Source organism: Nitratireductor luteus (genome assembly GCF_026162365.1).
Classification (GTDB): Bacteria; Pseudomonadota; Alphaproteobacteria; order Rhizobiales; family Rhizobiaceae; genus Chelativorans; species Chelativorans luteus.
Map to the genome: position 1 here is coordinate 1 of NZ_JAOANW010000016.1, position 25,852 is coordinate 25,852.

At 62.4% G+C, this 25,852-nt stretch carries 27 protein-coding genes; 1 reads left to right on the forward strand and 26 read right to left on the reverse strand.

Features of this window, described 5'->3' with window-relative positions; translation table 11 throughout:
• Positions 1 to 86: 86 nt before the first annotated feature.
• The 26 genes from N1058_RS19905 to N1058_RS20030 all read right to left on the reverse strand — a co-directional run bounded on the left by N1058_RS19905 (position 87) and on the right by N1058_RS20030 (position 24,631).
• Positions 87 to 305: a hypothetical protein gene (locus tag N1058_RS19905; protein ID WP_265519346.1), complete on the reverse strand. Its 219-nt coding sequence runs from the start codon at positions 303 to 305 to the stop codon at positions 87 to 89.
• 408 nt (positions 306 to 713) lie between these two features.
• Complete coding sequence (locus tag N1058_RS19910) at positions 714 to 1,097, reverse strand: hypothetical protein (RefSeq protein ID WP_265519347.1); 384 nt, start codon at positions 1,095 to 1,097, stop codon at positions 714 to 716.
• A gap of 96 nt (positions 1,098 to 1,193) precedes the next feature.
• Entirely contained in the window at positions 1,194 to 1,994 is an 801-nt protein-coding gene (locus N1058_RS19915) for an ABC transporter permease (protein WP_265519348.1), read from the reverse strand.
• Complete coding sequence (locus tag N1058_RS19920) at positions 1,991 to 2,587, reverse strand: ABC transporter ATP-binding protein (RefSeq protein WP_265519349.1); 597 nt, start codon at positions 2,585 to 2,587, stop codon at positions 1,991 to 1,993. The genes N1058_RS19915 and N1058_RS19920 overlap by 4 nt, the downstream gene beginning before the upstream one ends.
• 177 nt (positions 2,588 to 2,764) lie before the next feature.
• A complete protein-coding gene (locus N1058_RS19925) occupies positions 2,765 to 4,063 on the reverse strand; it encodes a TRAP transporter large permease (protein WP_265519350.1) in 1,299 nt (432 codons plus the stop codon).
• 3 nt (positions 4,064 to 4,066) lie between these two features.
• Positions 4,067 to 4,567: a TRAP transporter small permease gene (locus N1058_RS19930; protein WP_265519351.1), complete on the reverse strand. Its 501-nt coding sequence runs from the start codon at positions 4,565 to 4,567 to the stop codon at positions 4,067 to 4,069.
• Between the two features lie 59 nt (positions 4,568 to 4,626).
• A complete protein-coding gene (locus N1058_RS19935; RefSeq protein ID WP_265519352.1) occupies positions 4,627 to 5,604 on the reverse strand; it encodes a TRAP transporter substrate-binding protein in 978 nt (325 codons plus the stop codon).
• A 57-nt stretch (positions 5,605 to 5,661) separates the two neighbouring features.
• Complete coding sequence (locus tag N1058_RS19940) at positions 5,662 to 6,240, reverse strand: peroxidase-related enzyme (protein ID WP_265519353.1); 579 nt, start codon at positions 6,238 to 6,240, stop codon at positions 5,662 to 5,664.
• The gene (locus N1058_RS19945) at positions 6,237 to 6,719 is read right to left on the reverse strand and encodes a CMD domain-containing protein (RefSeq protein ID WP_265519354.1); all 483 of its coding nucleotides are present in this window, start codon (positions 6,717 to 6,719) and stop codon (positions 6,237 to 6,239) included. The genes N1058_RS19940 and N1058_RS19945 overlap by 4 nt, the downstream gene beginning before the upstream one ends.
• Complete coding sequence (locus N1058_RS19950) at positions 6,716 to 8,200, reverse strand: NAD(P)-binding domain-containing protein (protein WP_265519355.1); 1,485 nt, start codon at positions 8,198 to 8,200, stop codon at positions 6,716 to 6,718. The genes N1058_RS19945 and N1058_RS19950 overlap by 4 nt, the downstream gene beginning before the upstream one ends.
• Positions 8,197 to 9,216, reverse strand: a complete 1,020-nt coding sequence (locus tag N1058_RS19955; RefSeq protein ID WP_265519356.1) for a LysR family transcriptional regulator — start codon at positions 9,214 to 9,216, stop codon at positions 8,197 to 8,199. Before N1058_RS19955 ends, N1058_RS19950 begins: the two co-directional genes overlap by 4 nt.
• Before the next feature lie 225 nt (positions 9,217 to 9,441).
• Positions 9,442 to 9,591: a hypothetical protein gene (locus N1058_RS19960; protein WP_265519357.1), complete on the reverse strand. Its 150-nt coding sequence runs from the start codon at positions 9,589 to 9,591 to the stop codon at positions 9,442 to 9,444.
• A 51-nt stretch (positions 9,592 to 9,642) separates the two neighbouring features.
• Complete coding sequence (locus N1058_RS19965; RefSeq protein WP_265519358.1) at positions 9,643 to 9,840, reverse strand: hypothetical protein; 198 nt, start codon at positions 9,838 to 9,840, stop codon at positions 9,643 to 9,645.
• A gap of 125 nt (positions 9,841 to 9,965) precedes the next feature.
• On the reverse strand, positions 9,966 to 11,600 hold the full coding sequence (gene groL, locus N1058_RS19970) for a chaperonin GroEL (RefSeq protein WP_265519359.1): 1,635 nt from the start codon (positions 11,598 to 11,600) through the stop codon (positions 9,966 to 9,968).
• 49 nt (positions 11,601 to 11,649) lie between these two features.
• Positions 11,650 to 11,964: a co-chaperone GroES gene (locus N1058_RS19975; RefSeq protein ID WP_265519360.1), complete on the reverse strand. Its 315-nt coding sequence runs from the start codon at positions 11,962 to 11,964 to the stop codon at positions 11,650 to 11,652.
• A 125-nt stretch (positions 11,965 to 12,089) separates the two neighbouring features.
• Complete coding sequence (locus N1058_RS19980) at positions 12,090 to 13,034, reverse strand: ABC transporter permease (RefSeq protein WP_265519361.1); 945 nt, start codon at positions 13,032 to 13,034, stop codon at positions 12,090 to 12,092.
• Positions 13,031 to 14,080 (reverse strand): ABC transporter permease, encoded by a 1,050-nt coding sequence (locus tag N1058_RS19985; RefSeq protein WP_265519362.1) that lies wholly within the window; start codon positions 14,078 to 14,080, stop codon positions 13,031 to 13,033. The genes N1058_RS19980 and N1058_RS19985 overlap by 4 nt, the downstream gene beginning before the upstream one ends.
• A complete protein-coding gene (locus tag N1058_RS19990) occupies positions 14,070 to 15,611 on the reverse strand; it encodes an ABC transporter ATP-binding protein (protein ID WP_265519363.1) in 1,542 nt (513 codons plus the stop codon). Before N1058_RS19990 ends, N1058_RS19985 begins: the two co-directional genes overlap by 11 nt.
• Entirely contained in the window at positions 15,608 to 17,053 is a 1,446-nt protein-coding gene (locus N1058_RS19995; RefSeq protein ID WP_265519364.1) for an amidase, read from the reverse strand. Before N1058_RS19995 ends, N1058_RS19990 begins: the two co-directional genes overlap by 4 nt.
• A 13-nt stretch (positions 17,054 to 17,066) precedes the next feature.
• Positions 17,067 to 18,056 carry a BMP family protein gene (locus tag N1058_RS20000; RefSeq protein WP_265519365.1) on the reverse strand — a complete coding sequence of 330 codons (990 nt, stop codon included), beginning with the start codon at positions 18,054 to 18,056 and terminating at the stop codon, positions 17,067 to 17,069.
• A gap of 91 nt (positions 18,057 to 18,147) precedes the next feature.
• Positions 18,148 to 19,449, reverse strand: a complete 1,302-nt coding sequence (locus N1058_RS20005; RefSeq protein WP_265519366.1) for an amidohydrolase family protein — start codon at positions 19,447 to 19,449, stop codon at positions 18,148 to 18,150.
• A 76-nt stretch (positions 19,450 to 19,525) separates the two neighbouring features.
• Positions 19,526 to 20,839: a D-tagatose-bisphosphate aldolase, class II, non-catalytic subunit gene (locus tag N1058_RS20010; protein WP_265519367.1), complete on the reverse strand. Its 1,314-nt coding sequence runs from the start codon at positions 20,837 to 20,839 to the stop codon at positions 19,526 to 19,528.
• Complete coding sequence (locus tag N1058_RS20015) at positions 20,836 to 21,783, reverse strand: tagatose kinase (RefSeq protein WP_265519368.1); 948 nt, start codon at positions 21,781 to 21,783, stop codon at positions 20,836 to 20,838. The genes N1058_RS20010 and N1058_RS20015 overlap by 4 nt, the downstream gene beginning before the upstream one ends.
• Before the next feature lie 129 nt (positions 21,784 to 21,912).
• Positions 21,913 to 22,653: an ATP-binding cassette domain-containing protein gene (locus N1058_RS20020; protein ID WP_265519369.1), complete on the reverse strand. Its 741-nt coding sequence runs from the start codon at positions 22,651 to 22,653 to the stop codon at positions 21,913 to 21,915.
• Positions 22,650 to 23,621 (reverse strand): ABC transporter permease, encoded by a 972-nt coding sequence (locus tag N1058_RS20025; RefSeq protein WP_265519370.1) that lies wholly within the window; start codon positions 23,619 to 23,621, stop codon positions 22,650 to 22,652. The genes N1058_RS20020 and N1058_RS20025 overlap by 4 nt, the downstream gene beginning before the upstream one ends.
• Positions 23,622 to 23,659: 38 nt before the next feature.
• Entirely contained in the window at positions 23,660 to 24,631 is a 972-nt protein-coding gene (locus N1058_RS20030; protein WP_265519371.1) for an ABC transporter substrate-binding protein, read from the reverse strand.
• A gap of 163 nt (positions 24,632 to 24,794) precedes the next feature.
• On the opposite strand from N1058_RS20030, the gene N1058_RS20035 reads away from it, so the two are divergent.
• Positions 24,795 to 25,751: a sugar-binding transcriptional regulator gene (locus N1058_RS20035; protein WP_265519372.1), complete on the forward strand. Its 957-nt coding sequence runs from the start codon at positions 24,795 to 24,797 to the stop codon at positions 25,749 to 25,751.
• Positions 25,752 to 25,852: the final 101 nt, after the last annotated feature.

Consider the following 25,852-nt stretch of genomic DNA (forward strand, 5'->3'; position numbering starts at 1 on the left):
TCAATCGGGCATACCGCTCGTCAATGTCCCAGAACCCGGCTTGTCCCCGCATCCGCTACCTCCGCGCAAATCACCGCGACAGTGAATCAAAATCCGGTGCCGAAGGCGAGGTTTTTAGAGACCTCCAATTGGGATTTGTAACGATTGGGATATGCAGGCGCCACGCCGATATAGTCGACACGATTATCACGATATGGCAACGCAGGCGTCGTCTTCACATGCTTCAGAAAATGATCATGCAGCTTTGAAATATCGATCTTAAAATTAGCCAGCCTTGCGAACAAAACATCTTGCGACCGGTTCATATCTTCTCCTTATTTTAAACTATATCTAATCAATGAAATTTCTGAATAATGTTCTTCTATTATAACATGCCGTCTATGTACACACTCCGTATATGACATCGATTAACGCGGCAATGCGCGATGGTGCGAGTTCGACGGGCTTGATCATTGTACCGGTCAGACAGTCCAAGGAACGGTCGATGGCGGCCTTGAGCTTTGTATCGCCGGTGGTCGAAACATGGATGCCAGCCATAGATGAAGCGGCCCTTCGGGCCAACCTGCGTCGCCAGGTAATCGCTGCCGCGCCTGATCAGCGAGCGCACATCGCCTCTTGTTCGATCACGGGGCGCAGCCGCGCCAGATGTTGGGAGATAGGAAGGCTTCACTATGTCGATCCTGTTTCTGGTCCATGCATGGCGACGGCGAATCTCATTCGCCGCCGTAGCACCGTTCCATCATCTTTGGCTGAAAGCCTCCGTGCCCCGCAGAAGCGGTTTGATGATCGAGGCGATCATCGACAAGGCGCCTGTAATAGATTGGATCGATGCGCTCGAAGGGAACCGAGGGAAGCGGAAACTTTTCGTCCGGACGGGCCGCATACATCGCCGCATAGTAGGCGAATTCGCCAACGTCCATGCCTTCCTGTCCGGGAACACGCGTAACCTTCGCGCTCCCAAAGGGTAGGACTGTCCCAGCCGTGGTGCAGCCGGCAAGCCCGAGAAAGGCCATGCCGCCGCTTGCCTGAAGAAACGCCCGGCGATCCAGGCGGGTCGTTCCAGACGCAGTTGTTTCATGCTTTGGTGATTTCGCCATATCGCTTGTTCTGCCCGAAAAAGAGAACTTGAACATGCTGCCTCGCCATTCTCGTCGGCTGGCTTCATCTCAGCTCGGACATCGGACCACAACCGATCACTTCGCCGCGGCGAGCCGGTCGGTTCTTAGCCTGTGGCGGTGATCTGTGAGGCGCCAAGCACCGCCGAGAACTGCACAAAGAAGGCCGAGACCAGTCGCCCCGATAATCAGGAACATGATCAGCAGCTGATACCGAACGGCTTCCGCGGGAGGTATACCGGCCAGGATCTGGCCGGTCATCATACCAGGCAGAGACACGACACCGGCCGCCGCCATGGCGTTGATCATCGGCATGAAACCGCGACGCATTGCTTCCTGCATGGCAGGACGCAGCGCCTCAAAGCGCGTCGCCCCGAGTGCAATGCGCGTCTCTATGGCCGGGCGTTCGCGAACGGCGGCGGTGGTCAATGTGTCGAGGCCGAGACTGATCCCCGTCATTGCGTTGCCGAGGACCATGCCGAAGAGTGGGATGGCGTAACGAGGATCATACAGGGGTTCAGGCTGGATGCTCCCCAAAAGCGCTACGGCGGTTACCGTTGCGGCAGCGAGAGTCATGGTTGCCGTGCCCAACCCGTAACCCCACCATCCGCTAAGCCGGCGGTGCTGACGTGCGGCAATCTCTCGCCCGGCAAACAACACCATGACAAGCGCCATAAGGAGCGTCCAGGGAAGTGATGCCACACTGAACAGGAGCGTAAGGACAGCTCCCACCGCAGAGAGCTGAACCACCATACGCACGGTCGCGATAAGCAGTTGCCGTTCGACACCAAGGGAGAGCCGAAGGGACAGAAGGCCGCTCAATAAGACAAATACCGACACGGCGGCAAGATCCCAGACTGTCAGGCTGACAACGTTCATACCGCCGCCTTCAGCCTGCCGGTTTCCATGGCATAGCGGCGGTCAGCAAGTCGATTTGCCTGAGCATCACTATGGGTGACGAGCAGGATTGCTGCGCCATCGTCGCGGAGACTGCGGATCATTGTTTCCACATTCTGCCCAGTCTCCGCATCAAGCGCCGCCGTCGGTTCATCAAGCAAGAGGACAGCCGGACGGTCTTCGACCGCGCGCAGAAAACCAAGGCGCTGCTTCTCGCCGGTGGAGAGCCGCGCAACCTGCCATGTCATGCAATCTTTAGGCAGGTCGAGCAATCCCGCCATTGCTCGCGCCTCGTCGAGGGACCGAAAATGCGGCCCGACGCAATCATCCCACCACGCGGCCTCGGCTGGCACGAGGCGCACCTGGCGGCGCCATTGCGGCCCGCTTGTCTCGGATTGCGCCACGCCGTCAAACCAGACTTCGCCCTCATGAGGATCGAGGTCGGCAATGGCACGCAGGAGCAGGCTCTTTCCGGCGCCCGACGGGCCACGCAATGTGCCAATCTCGCCGCCAGGCACTTCAAGGCTGCAGTCTGTCAGGACTGAAGTGGTGATCCCCTTTGCAATAAGACGCATGCCAACCGGTTTTCTTCAGGCGCTGACGTGGAGATTTGTCGAGACTAACCGCCCACGCCAACTATCCGCCATGAGCGATAGCCCGTCAAAGTGTATTTGCCCAGCCAGCCGAGATTGCGGCTTTGGCAATCCGGCCAGTACCTGCTGTTCCCAATTTCTACAGGCAAGCTGCGCCCGTCACCGACCTGGAAACGCATCGGGAAGGAAGGTCCAGGGAAGGAACATGAAAAGAGCGGGCAGCACGATGCCTGCAACGATGATCGCCAGCACCAGCCCGATCAGCGGCAGGATCGCCATGAACGCTCGGGGCGTCGAGACATTGCCAATCTGCGTCGCAATCAGCAGGCAGATGCCGTAGGGTGGAGTGACCAGCCCCAGCATCAATGACAGCACCACGATCAAGCCCAGATGCACCTGGTCGATTCCGCCGATGGTTCCAATGCTCTGAATGATGGGCAAGAAGATGATCACTGCCGTTACAGGGCTGAGAACGGTCCCGATGATCAGCATGAAAGCCGTGATCATCAGCGTCAAGCCGATGCGTGTCTCGGTGATCGATAAAATGAACTCAGCCACCTCGCGGGCAATGCCGAGATAGGAGATCAGCCAGCCCATGATGCCGGCCGAGGCCACGGCGAACATCGGCAGCGAATAGGCGATGACGGAATCAGAAAAAATGCGCGGCAGCGCGGAAGGACGGATGGCGCGATATAAGCCCATGGAGAGCAACAGCCCGACCACCACGGCGATTGCCGCTGCCTCCGTGGCGGTGAACACGCCCAACGTGATGCCGCCCAGAATGACGATCGGGAGGATCATGGGCGGCGCAGCAGACAATCCGGTTTCGGCCACACGCCGGAGAGAGGCCTTCTGCTGCGGCTTGATGTCGAACTTGCGCGCGACGACATAGGTGTAGCCCATCTGCGACAGGCCGATCAGGATGCCCGGAACGATGCCGCCCAGAAACAGCGCGCCCACCGAGACATTGCCGAAAGCACCATAGATTACCATCAGGATCGAAGGCGGAATGATGCCGCCCAGGACCGAAGAGGCTGCAGTCAGCGCAACGGCAAACGGCGCGGGGTAGCCGGCCTTCTTCATCGCCGGGATCAGCACCCCGCCCACGCTTGCCGTGTCGGCGGCGGCAGAACCGGAGAGGCTGGCAAACATCATCGAGACCATGACGTTGATGTGGCCGAGTCCGCCGCGGATATGGCCGACGGTCGCATCGGCGAAGTTCAGCAGCCGGTCGGTGATACCGCCGTCATTCATCAATCTCCCCAAAAGCAGGAAGAACGGCACAGCCAGCAGCGGAAAGGAGTTGATGCTGGCGAACATCTGATTGACCACTGAAGTGAGCGGAATGCCGAGCTGCCAGATGGTCATGATCGAGGCAAGGCCAATGGCGAATGCGATCGGCACGCGCAAGGCGATCAGGACCAGGAAGCTTGCGATAAGCGTCAGGATCGGCGGCATGTATCAGAGGTCCCCCTGCTGGTGCTCACCCGCGCCGCCGGTGCGCAGCCGGCGCAGATCAGTTTGGATAACCTCGATCAAGAACAGCGCCATCGCGAGTCCCGAAACGGGGATCGCGGCGAAAACATAGGCCAGCGGAATACCGAGCGAGATGGAGGAGCGCCGCAGCCCCATGCCGGTGAAGATCTGGCCGTGCACCACCAGCACGTAGACGACGGGCAGGCAGGCCAGGCTGCCGAACAGCCGCAGCGCGTTGTTGGTGGTAATGAACTCTTCGGGCAGCAGTTCCACCACATAGTGAACCTGTCGCCGTACGGCTACGGCCGCGCCGAGGAACACGGACCAGACGAAGCAAAGCAGCGCCACCTCGTCGGTCCAGTTGACCGAGATGCCGAGATAGTTCCGCGCCAGGACCTGGTAGGCGATCGTGGTTATGAAGACGGCGAACAGCGAACCCGCCACGAACATAAAGACCCACTCGATAAATCCGTTGATCGCCCGCATGGCGCTTCCCCCGGCAGCTTGGCGAGCCCGGCGGCGCTTGGCCGCCGAGCGGATGGCGATCAGCGCAGGTTGCGCACGGTTTCCAGCATGTCGCTCATGCCGAGGCGCTCGGCATATTCCTCATGCAGCGGGCTGGCCGTGGCGATAAAGGCCTGCTTGTCGACCTCTGAGACGGTGACGCCCTGCTCTTCAAGCTTGGAGATCAGCTCGTTGTCATATTGCTCGCCCATGTCGGTGCCGCGTTCGGCGGCCAACTTGGCTGCAGCCTCGACCGTCGCACGCTCCTCCTCAGACAGACGGCCCCAGGTGATCTCGCTGATGGAGATGTGGCTCATCATGATCTGGTGCTCGGTCTTGTTGTGGAACTTGGCCACTTCATAAAGCCGCCCGCCATAATAGCCGCTGATGGTGCTCTCGAAGGCGTTGACGACGCCGGTCTGGAGACCCGTATAGACCTCGGTCCAGGGCAGCGAGGTAGTCAGTGCGCCGGTCGCCTGCCACATTTCCGCATCGAGCTGCGAGCCGGTAACCCGCATCTTGACGCCGTCCAGGTCTTCGGGGCTGGTGACCGGACCGCTGGAGGCGTTCAGGTTGCGCGTGCCGCCGCCTGTCAGCGCAAGCAGGTTCAGGCCGACGCCGGCATCCGCCACCTCCTGCTTGAAGAAGCTGAATACCTCGCCGTCGGGATCGGTGGCGGCGCGAAAGCTGTCCATTCCGTCGAACAGGTAGTTGAGGCTGAAGAATTCGAATTTCTTGACGAAGGGCGAGATATTCTGGACGCCGCCGATCATGACGTCGACGGTGCCGATGCGCATCTCGTCGACCACGGTCTGGTCATTGCCCAACTGCCCACCGTTGAAGATCTCGACAGTCAAATCGGTATTGGCTTCGACCTCGGTCTTGAAGGTCTCGGCGGCGTCGATCCACGGGTGCGGGGGGGCCACGACGGTCGCCAGGCGCAGCGTTTGTGCTGTCGCAGGCAGGGCGGTTGCAATGAGAACCGCAGCCAGGATTGTTGTCGCCGGGGTCAGTTTCATGTCGGAGTCTCCTCTTTGCGCAGGGTCTTCGGCGACCCATTTTCTTGCTCGTGGTTCTTAGCGGTCGTCCACCGGTTCCCCCAGCGTATGCATCAGCCGGTTCGCCCAACCGAACAGCGCCGTGGCCAGTGTCAGGTCCAGGATTTCCTGGTCATCCAGACCTAGCGCGCGCAGGGCCTCGATATCGGCTTGGCCGACTTGGGGTGGGCATTGCGACAGGCGTACACCAAACTCCAGGATGGCTTTGCTGCGTGCGTCTAAATCGGCGGCCTCGCCGTCGAGAAAAACCTTCTGCATCACCGTCTCGTCCTTGGTGATCTGGTTGTAGCGGCTGGCATGAACGGCAGCGCAGTAGATGCAGCGGTTGACGAACGAAGCGGCGACGGCGCCCAACTCCCGCTCCGCTCGCGACAGGCCGCCCGCATCGTACATGATGCCGTTGAAGAGCGGCGTGCGTGCGGACAGCGCCTCCGGGTCATGCGCCAGCACAAGGACATAGTCGGAGATCTTGGTGTTCGACGGAGTTTCCGACAGCGCGGTGCGCTGCTCCTCCGTCGCCGTCTCCAAATCGACCGGCACGACGTGCGGGCGCCATTTCGGCACGCGGGTGGTGAACTTGCGGATGATGCGGCTCATGCGCTCTTTCCCATCGCGCGCAGCACGTTGGCGACGCGCAGCTGGTAGTTGACGAAGGCGACCAGGCCGGCCAGGCGGACGATATCGCCCTCGGCCAGGCCAGCGTCGCGCAGCATCTCGATGTCCTCAGGCACGGCATCCTTCGGGCGCAGGGTGACCTTGTCCGTATAGGCCAGTAGCGCGGCCAGCCGGCGTTCTTCACTGCCGACGCCGGGTTCGGCCACCGCCAGCAGATCGCCAGCATTCCCGGCCAGTTCCGTGTAGTGTGCGGCCAGCGCCGCATCACCGCAGATGCGCGCCATCCGGGCGGCCAGAACCGCCCGTTCCGGCAACGACAGCCCGCCCGGAACCCTTGGCAAGAGGGCGGCGTCATGAGAGGCTTGGGTCAGATCCATCAGGCGGGCGCGCAGCTTTAGCACCTTCGCAAGCGCACCGGTCTCGGGCACGCCGGCTGTCCGTTCCAGAACATGGGATATCATGCGCGCGCTCCTTCCACGGCGGCCGATGCGGGCCATTCGGAGACCCGCCATTCATCACCCAGAAGCTCGGGCTTGTCATACGTTTCCAACGCCTGCCAGTGATCGTCGATATCCTCTGCATAGAGCGCTGCGGCAATCGCTTCGGCAAGCCAGCGTGCCCCCTCGCTGATGCCGGGAATATCGCCGCTGACCTTGCCGAGGCTCACGGTGGCGCCGAAGTTGAAACAGTGGATGCGGTGGAGCCACGGAGCAGTGCCGGGAACTTTCTCGCGGAAGGCGAAATCGCCGCCCACATAGGGGAAATTCCCCAGCTCCGGATGTTCCAGTCCCGGCGGCGGCGCATAGCAGTCACGCCATAGAAGGATACGGTCGGCATAATCCGCAAGCTCTACCCGCGCAGCGGGCTCGATGCGGAAACCGGTACCGAGGATCAGGAAATCCGTCTCAAGCGGTCCGCGCTCAGTATCCAGCACAACCTGCCGGCCGTCGTACCGGGCTTCCTGGATACCGGCGCCGAAGTGGAAATGGGCGTTCGGATGCCGGCTGACCCGCAGGGTCGAGCCGCGCGGTGCGGGTGTCTGGGTGACGAAGGAATAATGCATGAAGCGCCAGCGCCACTCATCCGGCAGCCGTGCGTAGCCCTGCGTGAAGCCGTAGGAGCCTATGCCCATCATCTTGTTGATGGTAGGCATTTCCGTACGGCGGATCAGATGGCGCACCTCGGCCGCGCCATGCTCCAGCGCTTCCGCCGCGTTGTCGACAGCCGAGGCGCCGACGCCCACCACCGCCACGCGTTTACCGCTAAGCGCCGCGAAGTCGATGTCGTCCGCCGAGTGTGCCCAGGCATCCGAGGGCAGGCCCTGCACAAAGCCGGGAATGTTCGGCCCGCCGGTGCCGTCTCGACCAGTCGCCATGACCAGCCGCCGGGTCAGAATCGAGGCCTCGTCGCCGCCCTTCAGAAAGAGGCGCAGGTAATTTCCCTCAGGAACGACGCGGATTATCTCGATGCCATTCTCCACCGGCAAGTCCAACACCTTCCGGTACCAGCGCAGATAATCCATCCACATCGGGCGGGGAATCTTGTCCAGTTTTTCCCAGGCCTCGCGGCCATTCTGCGCCTCGTACCAGGCGCGGAAGGTCAGCGGCCCCATGCCAAAGGCAGGGCCCGGCAATGTCTTGGGCGACCGCAGCGTCTCCATTCGGGCGTAAGTGACCCACGGGCCTTCCTGACCCGCCTTGTTGCGGTCAAAGATGCGCATGTTACGCATCCCCCCGGCCATGAGGGCGAAGCCTGCAACCAGCCCGCACATGCCGCCGCCCATCACCACAACGTCATGCACCCGCTCACCACTCTCGCTGCGATGCGCCGGCACCCAGTTGGCCGCGGGCAGGTTCAGGCATTCGAGATCGAAGCGTATGCGGGCAGCCAGGGCATCAAGGTCTTGTTCGGCGAAAGCGGCAGTTCGGGAATGACAGGTCATCTTGATCCTCGGTCGTGCATTTGGCGGCTTGCGAGAGCGGCCGACTGCGTACCGGTAGGTGCGTTGGCGTCGCTCTCCTGGGAGAGACACGCCTGCGCGGCATCGGATGGGTCAAGCATCCTTAGGTTGGGGATGAGACGCAGCGCCTCTGCCTCGACCGCCTCAACCAGTTGTGCGACGAGCGGGCGAAGCGGGCGCGCCATCGCGGCGACGACGCCCCAGTAGAATGGTATGGCCGTGTCGATCGGCCGGATCACCACGTCAGGCAGCGTCACGCCGTAGGCGCTGACAGGATCAACGATCGATACGGCGCCCATCTTCTGCACGAGCCGCAGAGCCGAATAGGAGACGTTGGTGCGGATCACCGGACCGGGACGGACGTCGCTCGCCTCCATGGCGCGCGCCACCCTGTGCTGGAAGCGCGTGGGATCCAGCATCGTTACAAGGCGCCGCCCGGCAAAGGCCGAAAGGGGCACCACGTCATACTGGGACAGCGGATCGCCCTTCGGGAAGGCAGCCACGTCATTGGCCGCGTAGAGCCGCAGGACCTCCAGTCCCGGCAAATCGAGCGGCATGCTGGAAAAACCGATCTCAGCGCGCCCCGCACGCACCTCCTGGGCGACAACGTTGGGCAAATACTGTGCGACGTGAACTTCCGAAGGAAGAGCTTCGACCGCGAAGCCCGCCAGCGCAGGGGGAATGAGCGCCGTGGCAATCGCCGAGGTGGACGCGACCTGCAACATGCGCCCCTTGCCGGCGGCGATGGCACGGGCGCGGGTTGCCAGACCGGAGAGGGAATTGAGTACGCGTCGCGCTTCCTCCTCGAAGGCCACGCCTTCCTCCGAGAGCATTATTCTGCGACCGACACGCTGAAGGAGCGCAAGACCGAGCTCTGCTTCCAGGTCCTGGATCGTCCGCGTGACCGAGGGCTGAGACCGGTCCAGAAGCGCTGCCGCCCTGGTGATACTGCCGGTCTCGGCTACCGCGAGGAAGGTACGAAGGTCGCGTGTCTCCATGAATTATGTGATACATGAATTAGATGCGCGAATCCATTCTTAATTTGCATCTATTGTGGGGCCGCTTGTCGCCACACGCCAAAGGCCGCCACGCCGCCCGGTACTGGAGCGGCCGGCTATGCCGCAACAACTAGGGCCACTGTTTTCAGTACGCCGGCCAAGAACTCGCGCTCGTCTAATGCCATTTCGAATCTGATGCTCGCACCGACGGGCCTCTGAGCACGTTCAAGCCTTGCTCTTGGCTTTTCCGAAGGACACGTTGCTACTGCTTGCCTGCTTGACCTGCGATCCGGCCAATGCCTCCACCTTTGGGGCGGCCTTGTCCTGTTTTGGCTTTCTGATCTCACGGCTACTGCGTTTTTGTCCCTTGGCCATTTTCACGTTCCTTTGGGTTGGGTGCGGCGCCGACTGGGGCTGACCGCGATGTCATATTTCTTCGAGATTGTCTTCAGTGGTCATGCGCTCGTAACGCTCGGCTTCGTTGCGGATACGGTATTGAGGAGAATTTTCCCGCGCCGGCGGCAAGATTGCTGTGATGCGATAGGTCTCTGTAGCGGAAGACAAGGCGCCAAAGCCTCCGTTCATACGGACGAGTTGTCCGACGGCAAAACGATGGGTCATCATGATTGTCACCTTGTCTTCCGCCACAGGGCGGCTTGCGGGGCACTTGGTCCCTGCGGCCGCTGATTGTCCCGCGCCGATCAAATTTGTTCGAGCCCCGCCGTTTCCGGCAGGGCTTTCGACCGTTTTCAGTAGCCCATGCCGCCCATACCGCCAGCGCCCGACATCGCCGGCGCGTCCTTCTGCGGCATATCGGCGACCATCGCCTCCGTGGTGACCAGAAGCGCGGCGATGGAGCCCGCATCCTGCAGGGCCGTGCGGACGACCTTGGCCGGATCAACGATGCCTGCCTTGATCATGTCGACGTAAAGTTCGGTCTGCGCGTTGAAACCCGTATTGGGATCCTTCGCTTCCAGGAGCTTGCCGACGACGATGGAGCCTTCCACGCCGGCATTGGCGGAGATCTGCCGGATCGGCGCTTCGAGCGCCCGCAGGACGATCGAGATCCCGGCGGTCACGTCCGCGTTCGCTCCCGCAAGGCCCGTCAGAGCTGCCTTGGCGCGCAGAAGCGCAACGCCGCCGCCAGGCACGATGCCTTCCTCGACCGCCGCGCGGGTGGCGTTCAGCGCGTCGTCGATGCGGTCCTTCTTTTCCTTGACTTCGGTCTCGGTCGCGCCGCCGACGCGGATGACGGCAACGCCGCCGGCCAGCTTGGCAAGCCGCTCCTGCAGCTTTTCCTTGTCGTAGTCTGAGGTGGTTTCCTCGATCTGACCCTTGATCTGCTGGATACGGGCCGAGATGTCAGCCTTTTCACCGGCGCCATCCACAATCGTCGTCGTGTCCTTCTCGATCAGAACGCGCTTGGCCCGGCCCAGCATGTCGAGCGTGACGTTCTCGAGCTTGATGCCGAGATCCTCGGAAACCACCTGGCTGGCTGTCAGCACGGCAATGTCCTCGAGCATGGCCTTGCGGCGGTCGCCGAAGCCCGGCGCCTTGACGGCGGCGACCTTCAGGCCCCCGCGCAGCTTGTTGACGACGAGCGTTGCGAGCGCTTCGCCTTCGACGTCTTCAGAGATAATCAGCAGCGGCTTGCCCGTCTGGACGACGGCTTCGAGGATCGGCAGCATCGCCTGCAGATTGCCGAGCTTCTTCTCGTGAATGAGGATGTAGACGTCCTCGAGCTCGGCGCGCATCTTCTCCGCATTGGTGACGAAGTAGGGCGACAGGTAGCCGCGGTCGAACTGCATGCCTTCGACGACTTCCAGCTCGGTCTCGGCGGTCTTGGCTTCCTCGACCGTGATCACGCCCTCATTGCCGACCTTTTCCATCGCCTTGGCGATCATGTCGCCTACCGAGGCATCGCCATTGGCGGCGATGGTGCCGACCTGGGCGATTTCGCCGGAGGATTTGACTTTACTGGCGCGGGCCTCGATGTCCTTCACCACGGCTGCGACCGCAAGATCGATGCCGCGCTTCAGGTCCATCGGGTTCATGCCGGCGGCCACCAGCCTGGTGCCTTCACGAAAGATGGAGGCGGCGAGCACGGTTGCGGTGGTGGTGCCGTCGCCGGCGAGGTCGTTTGTCTTGGAGGCCACTTCGCGCACCATCTGGGCCCCCATGTTCTCGAACTTGTCCTCGAGCTCGATTTCCTTGGCGACGGTCACGCCGTCCTTGGTGATGCGCGGTGCGCCATAGGCCTTGTTGATCAAGACATTGCGGCCCTTGGGGCCGAGCGTCACCTTGACTGCGTTGTTGAGGAGCTCGACGCCGCGCAGCATGCGGTCGCGCGCGTCGGCACCGAATTTGATTTCCTTGGAAGACATAAGATTTCGATCCGTTCGTTCTTGAAACTGAGTGTGGGAAACCGCCCGGTCAGGCGGCCTTTTCGGCTGCAACCGTCTTCTCGACGATGCCCATGATGTCGGATTCCTTCATGATCAGCAGATCGTCGCCGCCGATCTTGATCTCGGTGCCCGACCATTTGCCGAACAGAACCGCATCGCCCGCCTTCACATCGAGCGGGATGAGCTTGCCGCCTTCGTCGCGGAGCCCCGGGCCGACGGCGATCACTTCGCCTTCCTGCGGCTTTTCCTTCGCATTGTCGGGAATGATGATCCCGCCCTTGGATTTGTCATTGCCTTCGGCGCGCCGAATAACGACGCGGTCGTGGAGGGGCCGGAATTTCATGAATGTTCTTTCTGCGGCCGGGTGTAGGGGGCCACCACCTCATATAGACTCTTTGGCAGTCGATTAACAGGAGTGCCAGGAACTATATTCACTTCCATGGAGCCGCTTCGATGAGAGTTCGCCCATCAGCGCTCACCGCGCCTGTAAGGCTGCATCAGGGCCTGCGGCACGCGCGCGCGGCGCGCCATGACGGCAAGCGCCGCGATTGAGAGGATGTAGGGAATCATCAGAAAGAGCTGATAAGGCACCGTCTTGCCGATCACCGTCTGCAAGCGCAGCTGATAGGCATCGAAGAGTGCAAACAGCAAGGCGCCAAGAAGCGCTCGACCAGGATTCCAGGATGCAAAAACGACCAGTGCGATGCACACCCATCCACGTCCCTGCATCATGGTGGGGAAGAAGCTGTTGAACGCCGATAGCGTCAGAAATGCGCCGCCGACGCCCATCAACGCGCTGCCGGCAATGATCGCTCCGAACCGAACGGCGACCGGGTTCACGCCCTGCGCCTCGGCGCCGTGCGGGTTTTCGCCTGTCATGCGCATGGCAAGGCCAAGCGGCGTGCGAAACAGGACATAGGAAAGGGCCAGTGCCACCGCAATCGCGAGATAAGTAGGCGCTGTCTGGTTGAACAGGGCGGTGCCCAGAAAGGGAAGATCGGACAGGAACGGAATCTGAAGCGGGCGGAACGGCTCGATGGTGGGAGGAGAGGAAGCGACCGGGACGGCAAGGCGAAACACGTAGTAGCTGAGGCTCGAGGCAAAAAGGGTGATCCCAAGCCCAGCCACGTGTTGAGAAAGGCCGAAAGGCACCGTGAGAACCGCGTGCAGCAATCCGAACATCGCGCCGAAGAAGGCGGCGGCCAGGAGGCCCAACCAGAGATCTCCGCCCTGGTAGACCGTGAGCCAACCTATCATCGCCCCGAAGGTCATGATGCCTTCGATACCGAGATTGAGTACCCCGACCCGTTCGCACAGAAGCGCGCCGAGCGTTCCGAAGATCAGCGGAGTGGCGATCCGCAGCACCGCCGCCCAGAGGCCGGCCGAAGCAAAAATGTCGAAAAGCTCCATCATCGGCTGATCCGGTACTGCGTGAAGAACAGGGACAGGAGCATGGTGAGGAGCGAGAGCGCCACCGTTACGTCGGCAATATAGCTGGGGATATCCATGACCCGGCTCATGCTGTCGGCTCCGACGAACATCACGGCAACGAACAGCGCCGCCGCCACAACGCCGATAGGATGCAAATTGGCGAGCATCGCGACGATGATGCCCGCGTAGCCGTATCCCGGCGAAAGGTCGGTCGTCACATAGCCCTTGACGCCCATTACTTCGATAGCGCCGGCAAGCCCCGCCAATCCGCCTGACATGCAGGCAACCTTGATCAGCGTCATACCGAGCGGCACGCCGGCGAACCTGGCTGCCGCGGCATTGAGGCCAGCGGCGCGCGACTGCATTCCAAACCTTGTCCGCGACTGCACGAAATGCACGAGCAAAGCCGCCGCCAGGGCGATCAGGAGCCCAGCATGAAGCCGCGTGCGTGCAAGTAGCTTGGGCAATTCCGCTCCCTCGGAAACCGGCACGGATTGCGGCCAGCCAAAGGCGAGCGGATCCTTCAGTGGCCCTTCGATCAACATGGAAACGAAAAGCAGCGCGACGAAATTGAGCAACAGGCTGGTTACCACCTCGTCGACACCGAAGCGCAGGCGCAAGCCGAGCGGCAGGAGTAGCGTCACCGTGCCGGCAAGTGCGCCAGCGAACATGGCGCCGGGAATAGCGATAAGAGGCGGCCAGCCGGCGATCGCCCCCGAAGCGAGGGCGGCAGCCGCAATCGCACCCATATAAAACTGCCCCTCACCTCCGATATTCCATAACCGGGCGCGAAAGGCGACCGCGGCGGCGAGGCCGGTGAAAATAAGCGGCGTTGCCCGTGTCAGCGTCTCGCTGATGCCGAGCCTTGAGCCAAACGCACCGTTCAGGATCTGCCCAAAGGCCTCCGCCACCGGTGCCCCGGCCAGCATGATCAACACGCCGGCAATGGCGAGCGCGGCGCCAAGGGCAAAAACCGGCGCCAAAAGGACGAGGATCAACGGGCGGTGCGCCCGCCGCTCAAATCTCATGGGTGCCCCTCCCCGCAACATGCCCCGCCTTGTCCCAGTCGCCCGCCATCATCAGGCCGAGCATGCGCGCATCGGCCTGATCGGCGGCGACAGGCGGCGAAAGCCGTCCCTTGACGATAGCCTGGATGCGGTCGGCAAGCTGTATCACCTCATCGAGGTCCTCCGAGATCAGAAGCACGCCAGCGCCCTTCTTTCGCGCATCGAGGATACGCGTGTGAACGGAGGCGATGGCACCTTCGTCCAATCCTCGTGTCGGCTGCGCGGCGACCAGAAGCTTGGTCTGTTCGTGGAGATTCCGTCCAAGGATCAGCTTTTGCATGTTGCCGCCTGACAAGAGGCGGATGCGTTTGTCGGGAGCGCCCCCCCGCACGTCGAACGCCTTGATGATCTCGGCAGCGAACCGGCGCGCCGCCGCACGGTCGATCAGACCATGACGCGAGAATGTGGGAGACCAGATGCGTTCGAGGATCGCGTTTTCCCAGATCGTCATGTCGCCGACCGCCCCTTCGGCGTTGCGGTCCTCGGGAATGCGCCCGACGCCGGCCTCTATGAAAGCCCGCACGCTCGCCTTGCCTACCGGGTTGCCGAACAGGATCAGATCGCCTTCCTCGTGGCGCACCAGGCCGGAGGCCAGATGTGCAAGAGCCGTTTGTCCGTTACCGGAAACGCCGATGATGCCCAAGGTCTCGCCCGCGCGCAGGGCGAAGTTCACATGCGACAATCCCTTGCTGCCGCTGAGGCTGACATTGCGGGCTTCCAAAACCGTCTCGCCCGGCGTCGCCGCCTCGCGCCTCGGGCGCTCCACACGCCGGCCGACCATGAGTTCGGCAAGCTCTTCCTTGCTGGTGTCGGCGGCTCGGCGTTCTGCGACCGCCTTGCCGCCGCGCAGCACGACGATGCGGTCGGCCGCCGCCAGCACCTCATGCAGCTTATGCGAGATGAAGATCAGCGAAAGCCCCTGCCGCGCCATGTCGCGCAGGATGCGAAACAGCTTCTCCGCCTCGATATTGGTGAGGACGGCGGTCGGCTCGTCGAGAATGAGAATGCGGGCGTCGTTGTAGAGCGCCTTCAGGATTTCGACCCGCTGCTGCTCGCCCACGGAAAGGTCGCCGACGCGCGCGTCGGGATCCACGACAAGGCCGAAGCGCTGCGAGACGTCGTCCAGCCGGGCGCGGGCGGCACGCGTATCCGATCTCAGCCGCAACAAGCTTTCCGTGCCCGTCATCACGTTTTCCAGGACGGTCAGATTGGTGGCCAGCGAAAAGTGCTGATGCACCATGCCTACACCGGCGCGAATGGCGGCGCGGGGCTTGCCGGGCGGCAGTTCCCTGCCTTCCACATGCACGGTGCCCGCGTCCGGAGTGTAATGCCCGAACAGAATGCTCATCAGCGTCGTCTTGCCGGCGCCGTTCTCCCCCAGAAGCGCGAGAACCTCGCCTTTGGCGAGGGACACCGAGACATCGTCATTGGCCAGCGTGTCGCCGAAGCGCTTGGTGATATTTCGCAGGTCGAGAACCGGAGAAGCGGTCATGATGCTAGCCCGGCAACAGGAAAGGGATGACGCCAGCGCCCTTCCCTCTCCAGACGCGCGGCAAGCGCCAGAAGCAGCCGGTCACCGCTCATCGGCGCCATCAACTGCACGGCTAGCGGCAAGCCTCCAGCATCGGCACCGAAGGGAAGCGTGAGCGCCGGCGCGCCAGACACATTGGCAAGCGCGGCGAGCGGCGCCAAGTTCGTCATGCGGTCGAGATGCGCGCTGACGTCCGCGTGATCGGTGGGGAAATCGCCAAGCCGAGGTGGTGACGATGTCAGCATTGGCGTCAGCAGAACGTCGACCTTCTCAAACACGGTCCAAAGTGCATGGCTGACTTTCACGCCCTTCTGGAGAGCGCTCCAGAGCGCGATAGCCGAGCAGTTTCCTCCCCGCTCCAGGAAAGCGCGCGTCAGCGGCTCGGCCTTGCGCGGATCGAGCTCCAACGCTTCGAAAAGCTGCGCCAGATTGACGGCGACGATCCGCGCGAAGACTTCGGCGCTGTCGCGCACTACGGCCGCGAACGCTTCCCAGTCGAGCCGAACGATCCTGTGCCCGTCTTGCTCGAGCGCGCCCGCCGCCTCGAGAACGGCCTGCCGACGATCAGTATCCAGGGCGAAATCACCCATTTCAGCCAGCACACCAATGCGCAATGCACCGGAAGGCGCAGGCTTTTCCTTGTACGGATCGGCAAACGGCCCTTTTGCATCTCCCGCCAGATGCGCGAAGGCAAGCGCGGCATCGCGCACGGAGCGGCAGACGGCAAACTCGCTGGCGATGCCGCCCAGATGATTGCCGAAATCGGGGCCGCCGGGCAGCGCTCCGCGCGTCGGTTTGAGACCGACGAGACCGCAGCAGGCGGCAGGCACGCGGATCGAACCTCCGGCATCTGTCGCATGCGCGATGGCGACGATGCCTGCCGCAACGGCAGCGGCCGCTCCTCCGGAAGAGCCGCCGGCGCTGCGGTCCGGCGCCAACGGATTGCGGCAGACAGGCCCCATCGCCGGCTCACTGCTCAAGGAGAGGCCGAACTCCGGCACGGTGGTACTGCCGAAAAAGCAGAATCCGGCCTTGCGGAAACGCCCTGCCAGATCGGAATCGGCCGCACCCTCCGCATGGGCGGCCAGCGCACGGGACCCTGCATAAAGAGGAATTCCGGCGAACGGACCGCCCAGATCCTTGGCCAGACAGGGTACGCCTGCGAAAGGAGGAGCCGAATCCCCGGGCCGCCCAGTATCACGCAGGCGATCCATTGCCGCGGCTTCTTCGAGGCCAAGCGCCGGCAGGAACCTGGCGATAGCGCCAAGTGCCTCGTTCCGTTCGGCGGCGGCAATCGCCGCCTCCATCACCGCTGTCGCGGTCAAGCCGGAAGATGCGATGGCGCTGGCGAGCGCCGTCGCATCGTCGTGAACGCCGGGCCGCGGCTTATTGGCTGAAAGCACGTCTTCTTTTGCGTCAGGCGGGCTCTTCCATGTCGATCGGCACTTCGAACTCTCCTGCCTTTATCGCCGCGCGGCGCCCTTCCATAGCGGCGACTGCTTCAGTGGGCGCAGCCTCGGCCACATAGACGATGTCGCTGCCGCCGTCCTTCATGAGGCTGAGCGGCGTGTAGTTCTTTCCCGTCGGATTGCCCGCCGCCACATCGGCCATGGCCGCGTCAAGCAATGGGCGGAAATACCACATGGCGTTGGCGAACACCGTGTCCGGATAGCGCGGCGTGTAGTCGATCAGTGAGCCGATGGACTTGATGCCGCGTTCCTTCGCCGCGTCGGCCGTGCCGATACGCTCACCAAACAGGATGTCTGCGCCCGCATCGATCTGGGCAAGACCAGCTTCCCGCGCTTTCGGCGGATCGAAGAAGGTGCCGATGAAAGCGACTAGATGCTGCACATCGGGATTCACATCCTTTACCCCGGCGGCGAAAGCGTTGATCAGCATATTGACTTCGGGGATCGGTATCGCGCCGACAGAGCCGACAACGCCGGATTTGGTCATCGCGCCCGCCAGCATGCCGCACAGATAGGCGCCCTCGTGGTTCCAGGTGCCGAAGGTGCCGAAATTGTCGCCGAAAGCCTCGCCGCTCGACCCCATCAGGAAAGCAGTTTCCGGATAGTCGGTTGCCACTTCGCGCGCCTCGCGCTCCACCGCATAGGATTCGCCGACGATCAACGCGTGGCCCTGTTCGGCATATTCGCGCATGGCGCGCGGATAGTCCGTACCGGAAACGCCCTCGGAAAAGACATATTCGATGACGCCGTCCTTGGCCGCCTGCTGCATTGCATCGTGCAGGCGGGAATTCCAGGCGTTCTCGACCGGCGAGGCGTGAATGCCCGCCACCTTCATCATCGGCGTTTGCGCGCGCGCCGAGGAAAGCAATGCACTCGTGCCAAACGCCAGCCCGCCGGCCAGAACGGTTCGGCGCGAAACAACCAGATTGCGTGTCATACCCCTGTTCCCCTTTTTTTGACCATTTGGTCCAATTACTATGGCGATCTGCACAAGTTTAAGTCAAGGCGAATCCATGCCTAATTTTACATCATAACCTTTCCGACCCGATTGCAGGCGCATAGGCAGCCGCGTCGACTGTGCCCGGCCGCCCGTCAAGCATGAGTTGCGTGGTTCGCGGCGCGCTGCGGGCGATGATACGGCCGCGCCGAACGACTGCCAGCCGGTGCGCCTTCAAGCGCAGGGCCTCTATCGGATCGCGAGCCTGCAGAACGACGAGATCGCCGTTGCAGCCCTTTTCCAGGCCGTAGCCTTCAATCCCCAGGGCCCTTGCCGAATTGACGGTGATGGCTTCGAAAATCCGGTGCTTATCGTCAATGGAGGCCATTTGCGCCACATGGATTGCCATGTGACCCACCTCGAGCATGTCGCCGGAACCCATCGAGTACCAGGGGTCCATCACGCAATCATGGCCAAGCGCGACGTTGACACCCGCCGACATCAGTTCGGGCAGACGCGTCAAGCCGCGCCGTTTCGGATAGGCGTCGTGCCGCCCCTGCAGCATGATGTTGATCAACGGGTTCGCAATGGCGTGGATGCCGGCCTCGGCAATCAGCGGGATCAGCTTGGAAACATAGTAATTGTCCATGGAATGCATGGAAGTAAGATGCGAGCCGGCAACGCGCCCCTGAAGGCCGAAGCGCATGGTTTGGGCCGCAAGCGTCTCAATGTGCCGCGACAAGGGATCATCGGTCTCGTCGCAATGCATGTCGACCGGCAGGCCACGCTCCGCGGCGAGGCGGCACAATGCCTCCACCGACGCCGCTCCGTCCTGCATGGTACGCTCGAAATGCGGAATGCCGCCGACCACATCGATACCCATGTCCAGCGCCCGCTTCAACGCATCTTCGCCGCCGCGCGAGCGGAAGTAGCCGTCCTGCGGAAAGGCAACGAGTTGCAGGTCGAGATAGGGGGCGACGCGCTCGCGCACCTCCAGCATGGCCTCTACGGTGACAAGGCGCGGATCGCTGGTGTCCACATGGGTGCGGATCGCCAGGAGCCCCTGCGAAACGGCGAGGTCGCAATAGCGCAATGCCCGCTCGACCAGCGCCTCACGCGTCAGCATAGGGCGCAGCTCGCCCCATAACGCGATGCCTTCCAGCAGCGTGCCAGAGCGGTTCATGCGCGGCAAACCAAGCGACAAGGTGGCGTCGAGGTGAAAATGAGGGTCGACGAAGGGCGGCGAGACAAGCCGGCCCGTAGCGTCAATCTCCTCGCGCGCTTCGGCGTCTATACGCGGCTGAAGCGCCGCGATCTTACCTGCCGTTATCGCAATATCGATTTCCTCGCGTCCATCGGGAAGATTGGCGTTGCGGATGAGCAAGTCGAACATGAAGGACTCCGGGCAGGCGGGATGACCCCGGGACAATACCCACCGCCCGGACCGATCACAATCGCGCAGATGCAAGCTAGGCTTGACGGAGCGATCCGGTCACGCGATCGAGACCGAAGGACGCCGCAATATAGTCCTGCATCACCAACTCGATGGAAGCCAGGACCAGCGGCCGCGCATGGCAGGGGACCTCGCCCGCGCGGACGGCGGAGAACAGGCGGCCCAGATATTGGCCGATCAGCGGCTCCGGGATGTCCCAGCCGTCCAGAAGACCGAAAAGCTGCTCAACAGCTGCCTCGGCTTCGGCGCTCGGCCAGTAATAGCGAATGCGGTCGCTGTAGGAGAAATGCCGCAGACGGCGCCGCACCTCTGCGTCGCCCTCATAGTATTTTCCCCAGTGCGACGGATCGGCCAGCATGACCGCTTCCATCACCTGCCGCAGCGTCCGGTCCCTGCCCTCCGGCACAAGCTCGGTCGCGATTGCATCGAGACCGTAAAGCGCCTCGCGTAGCGCAAAGGTCAGACCAGGGCCGACCTTGAGGATCGCAAAACCGTCTAAGACCAGCGCGGCAAGGCTCCCGCGGGTCTGGTAGTCGGTGGAATGCGCCTCGAACACGAGACCGGGCAGATCGCCCAGAACCGCGCTCAGTTCCCGCGCAGAGGCGGGGTCATAGTCGATCACGTTGTGATTGCCGAACTCGACACCTGGCTGAACGACCAGACCGACCACCCGTGCGAAGGCGCCATCCAGCCCTGCTTCCTCGAAGACCTTCCTGTGGGCGGATACCGTTTCGGTCGCAGCAGCAGCGGTGGTGACCCCCAGAGCGCCCAACTCCTCCATCGCACCGCCGGGAATCGGCACCTCGGTCCCGATCACATAGACGGGGGCGGGCATGTCGCCGCCTGGCGCCGCCCCTTCCGCCGCAGCCGCCAGCCGCGCCGCCCTGCGTGCTGTCATGGCATTGTCCAGCGCCACCGGCTCCCCCACACAACCCATCGAGCAATCGAGGTGCAATTTGGTGAACCCCGCGGCGGCATAGGCGCGAACCATGGCGGCGGCCTTGTCCATCGCTTCCTCCGCCGGCAGCGACTTCCACGGGTTCGGACCCAGGTGATCGCCCCCCAGGATGACCCTTTCCATCGGAAAACCGGCCAGCCGTGCGATGTCCTCGACACGGGTGCGGAAATCGACAGGGGTCATACCGGTGTAGCCGCCCTCCTGATTAACCTGGTTGCAGGTGGCTTCAACCAGAAGCGGCAGATCGGCCGGCAGTGTCGCGCGCATAGCCGCTTCCAGCACCATGGGATGAGCCGAGCAGACCGAGGGCAGACCGGAAGGTCCGGCCTTGTTGCGCCAGCGAGCGATATTGGAAAGGGGATGCGCGCTCATCGCAGGGCCTCCTTGTCTTCCAGAAAACTCTCGAGTTCGGCTCGGGTGGAAGCCCCTTCCATCGGCCCTATCTCGGTTACGGCCCGCGCGCCGGCTGCATTGGCATAGCGGAGCGCCGTCTCGGGGGGCTGGCCTGCCAGTCGCAGCGCAACAAAGGCTCCGCCAAAGCAATCGCCGGCCCCGGTGGGGTCGCGCTCCTCGACCGCATGGGCGGCTACGTCGAACCGTACGCCGGGCGCGAAATAAGATGCGCCCTTGTCTCCCCGTTTCATCACGATCTCTCCGATCCCTCGGGACAGCAAGTCGTGGATTGCCCCCTCTTCGTCGGTCGCCTCAGTGAACTGGAATATCTCGTCCCCCGAAGGCAGAAAGATCTTGGTGCGGTCCAACAGGCCGGCGAGCTTTTCGAGCAGGCCCGGCTTGTTCAGCATTTCGGCACGGATATTCGGGTCGAAGCTCAGCGTGCCGCCCCGCGCTTTCACCCGGTCGACGACCTGAAGCGCGATTCCGGCCATACCCGGGACAGACAGGGCGGTGCCCATGATGTGGACATGCCCACAGCTGTCCATCAAGGCTTCGCCCGCATCGGTCAGTACCAGGGTCGCTGTGGCGCTACCGTCGAGCGTATAGACGAAAGCGCGCGACCCGTCGGGACGGTAGCGGACGAAGGCGCAGCCCGTCGCCTCGCCCGTAGCCACATCGATTCCGGAGACGTCGATCCCATCTGCTGCCAACCGCGCGATGTTAAGGCGGCCGAAATCATCATCGCCCACACGACCGATGATCGCGGCGTCGAACCCCAGGCGGCCGACCTGATCGACGAAGATCGCCGGTGCGCCGGAAGGATATGGGCCCGTCAGCGGTTGAACTTCCCGGAACCCATCACCCTTGGTGGCAGCGACTATCTCGACGAGGATTTCTCCGACTGTCAGGATCTTGGTCATGGCAGCGTTGGCCTGTTCAGAATGTCACGGCACGTCCCAAACATCTGCGAAACATGCCTTCGGAAGAGCCTCCCGCGCCTTCGGTCCCCGACGGCGCGGGAGCGTCCAGCCTTCATGCGGACCGAAGTATCACAGCGTGGCGCCCATCATCATTCGAACGATCTCTTCGTCGTTCGTCTCGGATGGGCGGCGTTCTCCCGCCACGACGCCGCGGGCCAGCACGATGATACGATCGGCAGCGGCAAAGATGTCCGGCAGGTTGTGCGAGATCAGGATGATCCCCACGCCCTTCGACTTCATCCGCTCGATCAGCGCCATCACCTCGCGCTGCTCGGGCACGCCGAGCGCCGCCGTCGGTTCATCCATGATGACAAGCTTTGCCTGCCAATGGATCGCGCGTGCAATGGCGATCGCCTGTCGCTGGCCGCCGGACATTTCGCGAACCGGCGCAGTCGGGTCCGGTACGACTATTCCGAGACTCTGAAGCACGTCGACCGCATCGCGCCGCATCTCTTCCCGCGCCAGGAAAGGAAGCCCCAGAAACCGGTTGGTCTTTTCCCGTCCGAGGTAGAGGTTCAGTCCGGGATCGAGGTTATCCGCCAGGGCCAGATCTTGATAGATCGTCTCGATCCCGGCGGTCCGAATTGCTTCGGCCGACTTGCCGGTCAGGCGTCCGCCGTCGAAATGCACCTCCCCTTCGGTCGGCGTGTAGACGCCCGAGATCATCTTGATGACGGTTGACTTCCCGGCACCGTTGTCGCCGGCGAGCACGACACATTCGCCTTCATTGACATCGAAGGTGACGTCCTTGACCGCCTCGTTGCCTCCGAACCGTTTCTTCAGGCCCTTTGCGCTGAGGAGTGCCGTCATGAACTCACTCCCGTCAGCCGGTCTCTGGACTGATCGACAACCACGGCGACAATGATCACCAGCCCCACGGCAACGAACTGCCAGTAAGGAGGCAGGCCGGAGAAGACGAGGCCGAACTGGATCACCGCGATGATGATCGCGCCAATCACCGTGCCGACCACCGTGCCTTGCCCGCCGGTCAGGGATGCGCCGCCGATAAACACGGCCGCGACGGCATAGAGCAGGATCGGCTCGCCCGCATTGGCTGCACCGGCCGAGAACCGGCCCGTGTAGATCAGACCGCCGATGCCGGCGGTCAGCGCCGAAAGTACGAAAAGAATAACCAGATGCTTCTTGACGTCCACCCCAGCCCGTTCGACCGACGCCCTGTTTGCGCCAAGCGCATATGTATGCACACCAAACTTTGTGTGGGTAAGCAGGTAGCTGAAAGCGATCGCCAGTACCGCCGCTACCAATACCGGGATCGGGATGCCCAGGATTATGCCGTTGCCGATCTCGCGCGCCTCGTCGCTGCGGATCGACACGGTCGCCCCCCCCGCCACGATCAACGCGACACCACGGGCAACCCCGTAGGTGCCGAGGGTGCCGATGAAGCTCGGCACGTTGATGAAGGCGACAAGCCAGCCGTTGACAAGCCCCACCACGATCGCCGCCAGGAGCCCGACGCCAAGCGCAAGGATCACCGTCAACCAGCCGCCCTCCGGTCCGAAGAAGCGGATGACCAGCGCCATGACGACGGCAGAGAACCCGGTGGTGAACGCAATGGAAAGATCGATATGACCCGCCACGATGACCAGCGTCAGGCCAAGCGCCAGCAGCAGGATCTGCGACGCTGCAACGGCGATCGATTGAAGCGTGTAGACACGGAAAAGGAAGGTGTTCCCGGTTTCAAGCTGCGCATAGAGTTCGAAAAAGCCGAGGATGAGGATCAGGAACAGCCACGACCATGCGTTGAGTAGGGACTTCAAGAATGAAGTCCCATTATTCTCCAACATCAAATTCGGCCTCATTCGGAATAGATGAACTTGGCGATGTCGTCGTCGTTCACGTTGTCAGCGTCGATGACGGTGAACCCCGTCCCGATCGACGTCGGCACCGACTGGCCGGTCAGAACCGCATAGGCGGTCACTACGCCATAATAGCCGATCTCCGCCGGATGCTGCGCAATTGCCGCGTCGACGAGGCCGGACGAGATGTTGTCGACAATGCTCTTCGGCGCGTCGAAGGCGATCACGGTCACGTCTTCGGACTTCTGCGCGCCTTCAACGCCGTTGCCTGCCCCGAGCGCCGAGAACAGGTTCGCACCGAACACGCCTGCGATATCGGGATTGCGGGCCAGAACGGCCTGGAATTGCGATGCCGCCAGCGATGCGTCGTTCTCGTTATACTGAGTCTCGAGCACCTCAACGTCGGGGTAATTCTCGGCCATCTCGGCCTTGAAGCCTTCCTCGCGCTGGTCGGTCGTCGAGATGCCCGGCCGCACGTTGGAGACGTAGACTTTGCCCTTTCCGCCGATCCGCTCGGCCATGAAGCGCGCTGCCATACGGCCGCCGCCGATATTGTCTGACGCGATGTAGGACATCGGGAAGTCGCCGTCTCCCGCACCGTCCTGATATTTTCCATCGTCGATGAAGGTGTCCACGGTGATGACCGGAATACCGGCATCATTCGCGCGGCGCAGGGGCTCGATCATCTGCACGCTGTCTGTCGGCGCGATGAGGATCGCATCGGGCTGACGGGCGATGACCGCGTCAAGAACCGGCGTTTGCAGAACGGGATCGAATTCTTCCGCCCCCTGGAAATCGACCGTGATGCCAAGTGCTTCAGCCGCCGCCTGGGCGCCGCGGTTCATGGTGATGTAGAAGGCATCTGTCGTCAGGCCCGGAACGAGCGTGATCGTTATATCTTCTTGGGCCTGTGCCATGCCAGCCACGCCAAGCGCGGCAGCAAACACGGTCGATCTGATGAAATTTAGCATAAAGATTTCCTCCCTTTGAAACCGGCTCCTCCGAACCGGAACACCGATGGCGGGGAAACATCACCCGCCGCGAACCAAACGAGTTCGACGAGTTTGATATTGCCCAACCGCGAGTTATGACGCAAGAATTAAGTTCCAGAAATATATTTCACGGAGAACGACGATGACCAGACGCCCCAAGGGCGCTCGGCTTTTGAACCGAAGCCTGATGCACACCGCTGCAAGGCTACATTATCTGGAGGGCGCATCGCAATTGGAGGTTTCGCGCCGTATGCAGGTGTCGACCGCAACGGTGTCCCGGCTTCTGGCGCAAGCCCGCGAAGATGGGATCGTGCGGATCCATGTCGCCGACCTGGATGAGGCGGACGAGATCGGCGACCAGCTTTGTGCCGCGCTGAAGCTGCGCGCCGTCCGGGTGGTCGAAAGCGACAAGGTTGCCGCGCTCGCCTCGAGCGTCGGCGCGCTGTTGACGGATGCCGAACTGCCGGCGGGGTCCGTGGTCGCCATCGGGTGGGGCCGCACGATCCAGAGCGTCATCGCCGCCGGACTTCCAAGGATACCGGATGTCGTCGTGGTGCCGGCAATGGGCGGCATACACGAAACCGCCTCGCATTTTCAGATCAACGAGTTCGTGCGCATCGCCGCAGAGTCGACGCAGGGCGAAGCTCGCTTTCTTCATGCCCCCTCGCTGGTTTCGGCGGAGCTGCGCTCCGTCTTGAAGCAGGATCCGGATACGGCGCGAATCCTGAAATATTGGTCGCACGTGGACGCTGCGATCCTGGGGATCGGCGATTTCCGAAAGGCCGCCAGCAATCAGGACGCCACTTTCGAGCGCAGTGATGCCCGTCGCGTGGTAGGCGACGTCGTGAGGCACTACTTCGATGAAAACGGACAGGAAGTCCGGTGGCCGGGTCAGGACAATCTCATGGCGATCAGCCGGGAGCAGTTGCAGCGAATTCCGTTGAGCATCGGTGTGGCGGTCGGCAAGGACAAGGTTCGCTCCATACTGGGCGCGGCGCGGTCGGGCATGATCAACGCGCTTGTAACCGACACGCGCGTTGCCCGTGTGATGCTGGACCACCTGCAACACAGAGAGCGCCCGGGCGAGGAACTTATGTGAAATATATTTCTGTAAATTATTGTTGAAGGATGTCGCGGAGGGCGCTATCTCCCTCGGTAAAGTCAATGGCGCACCGAGAGACACGGAAATCAGGATCATCC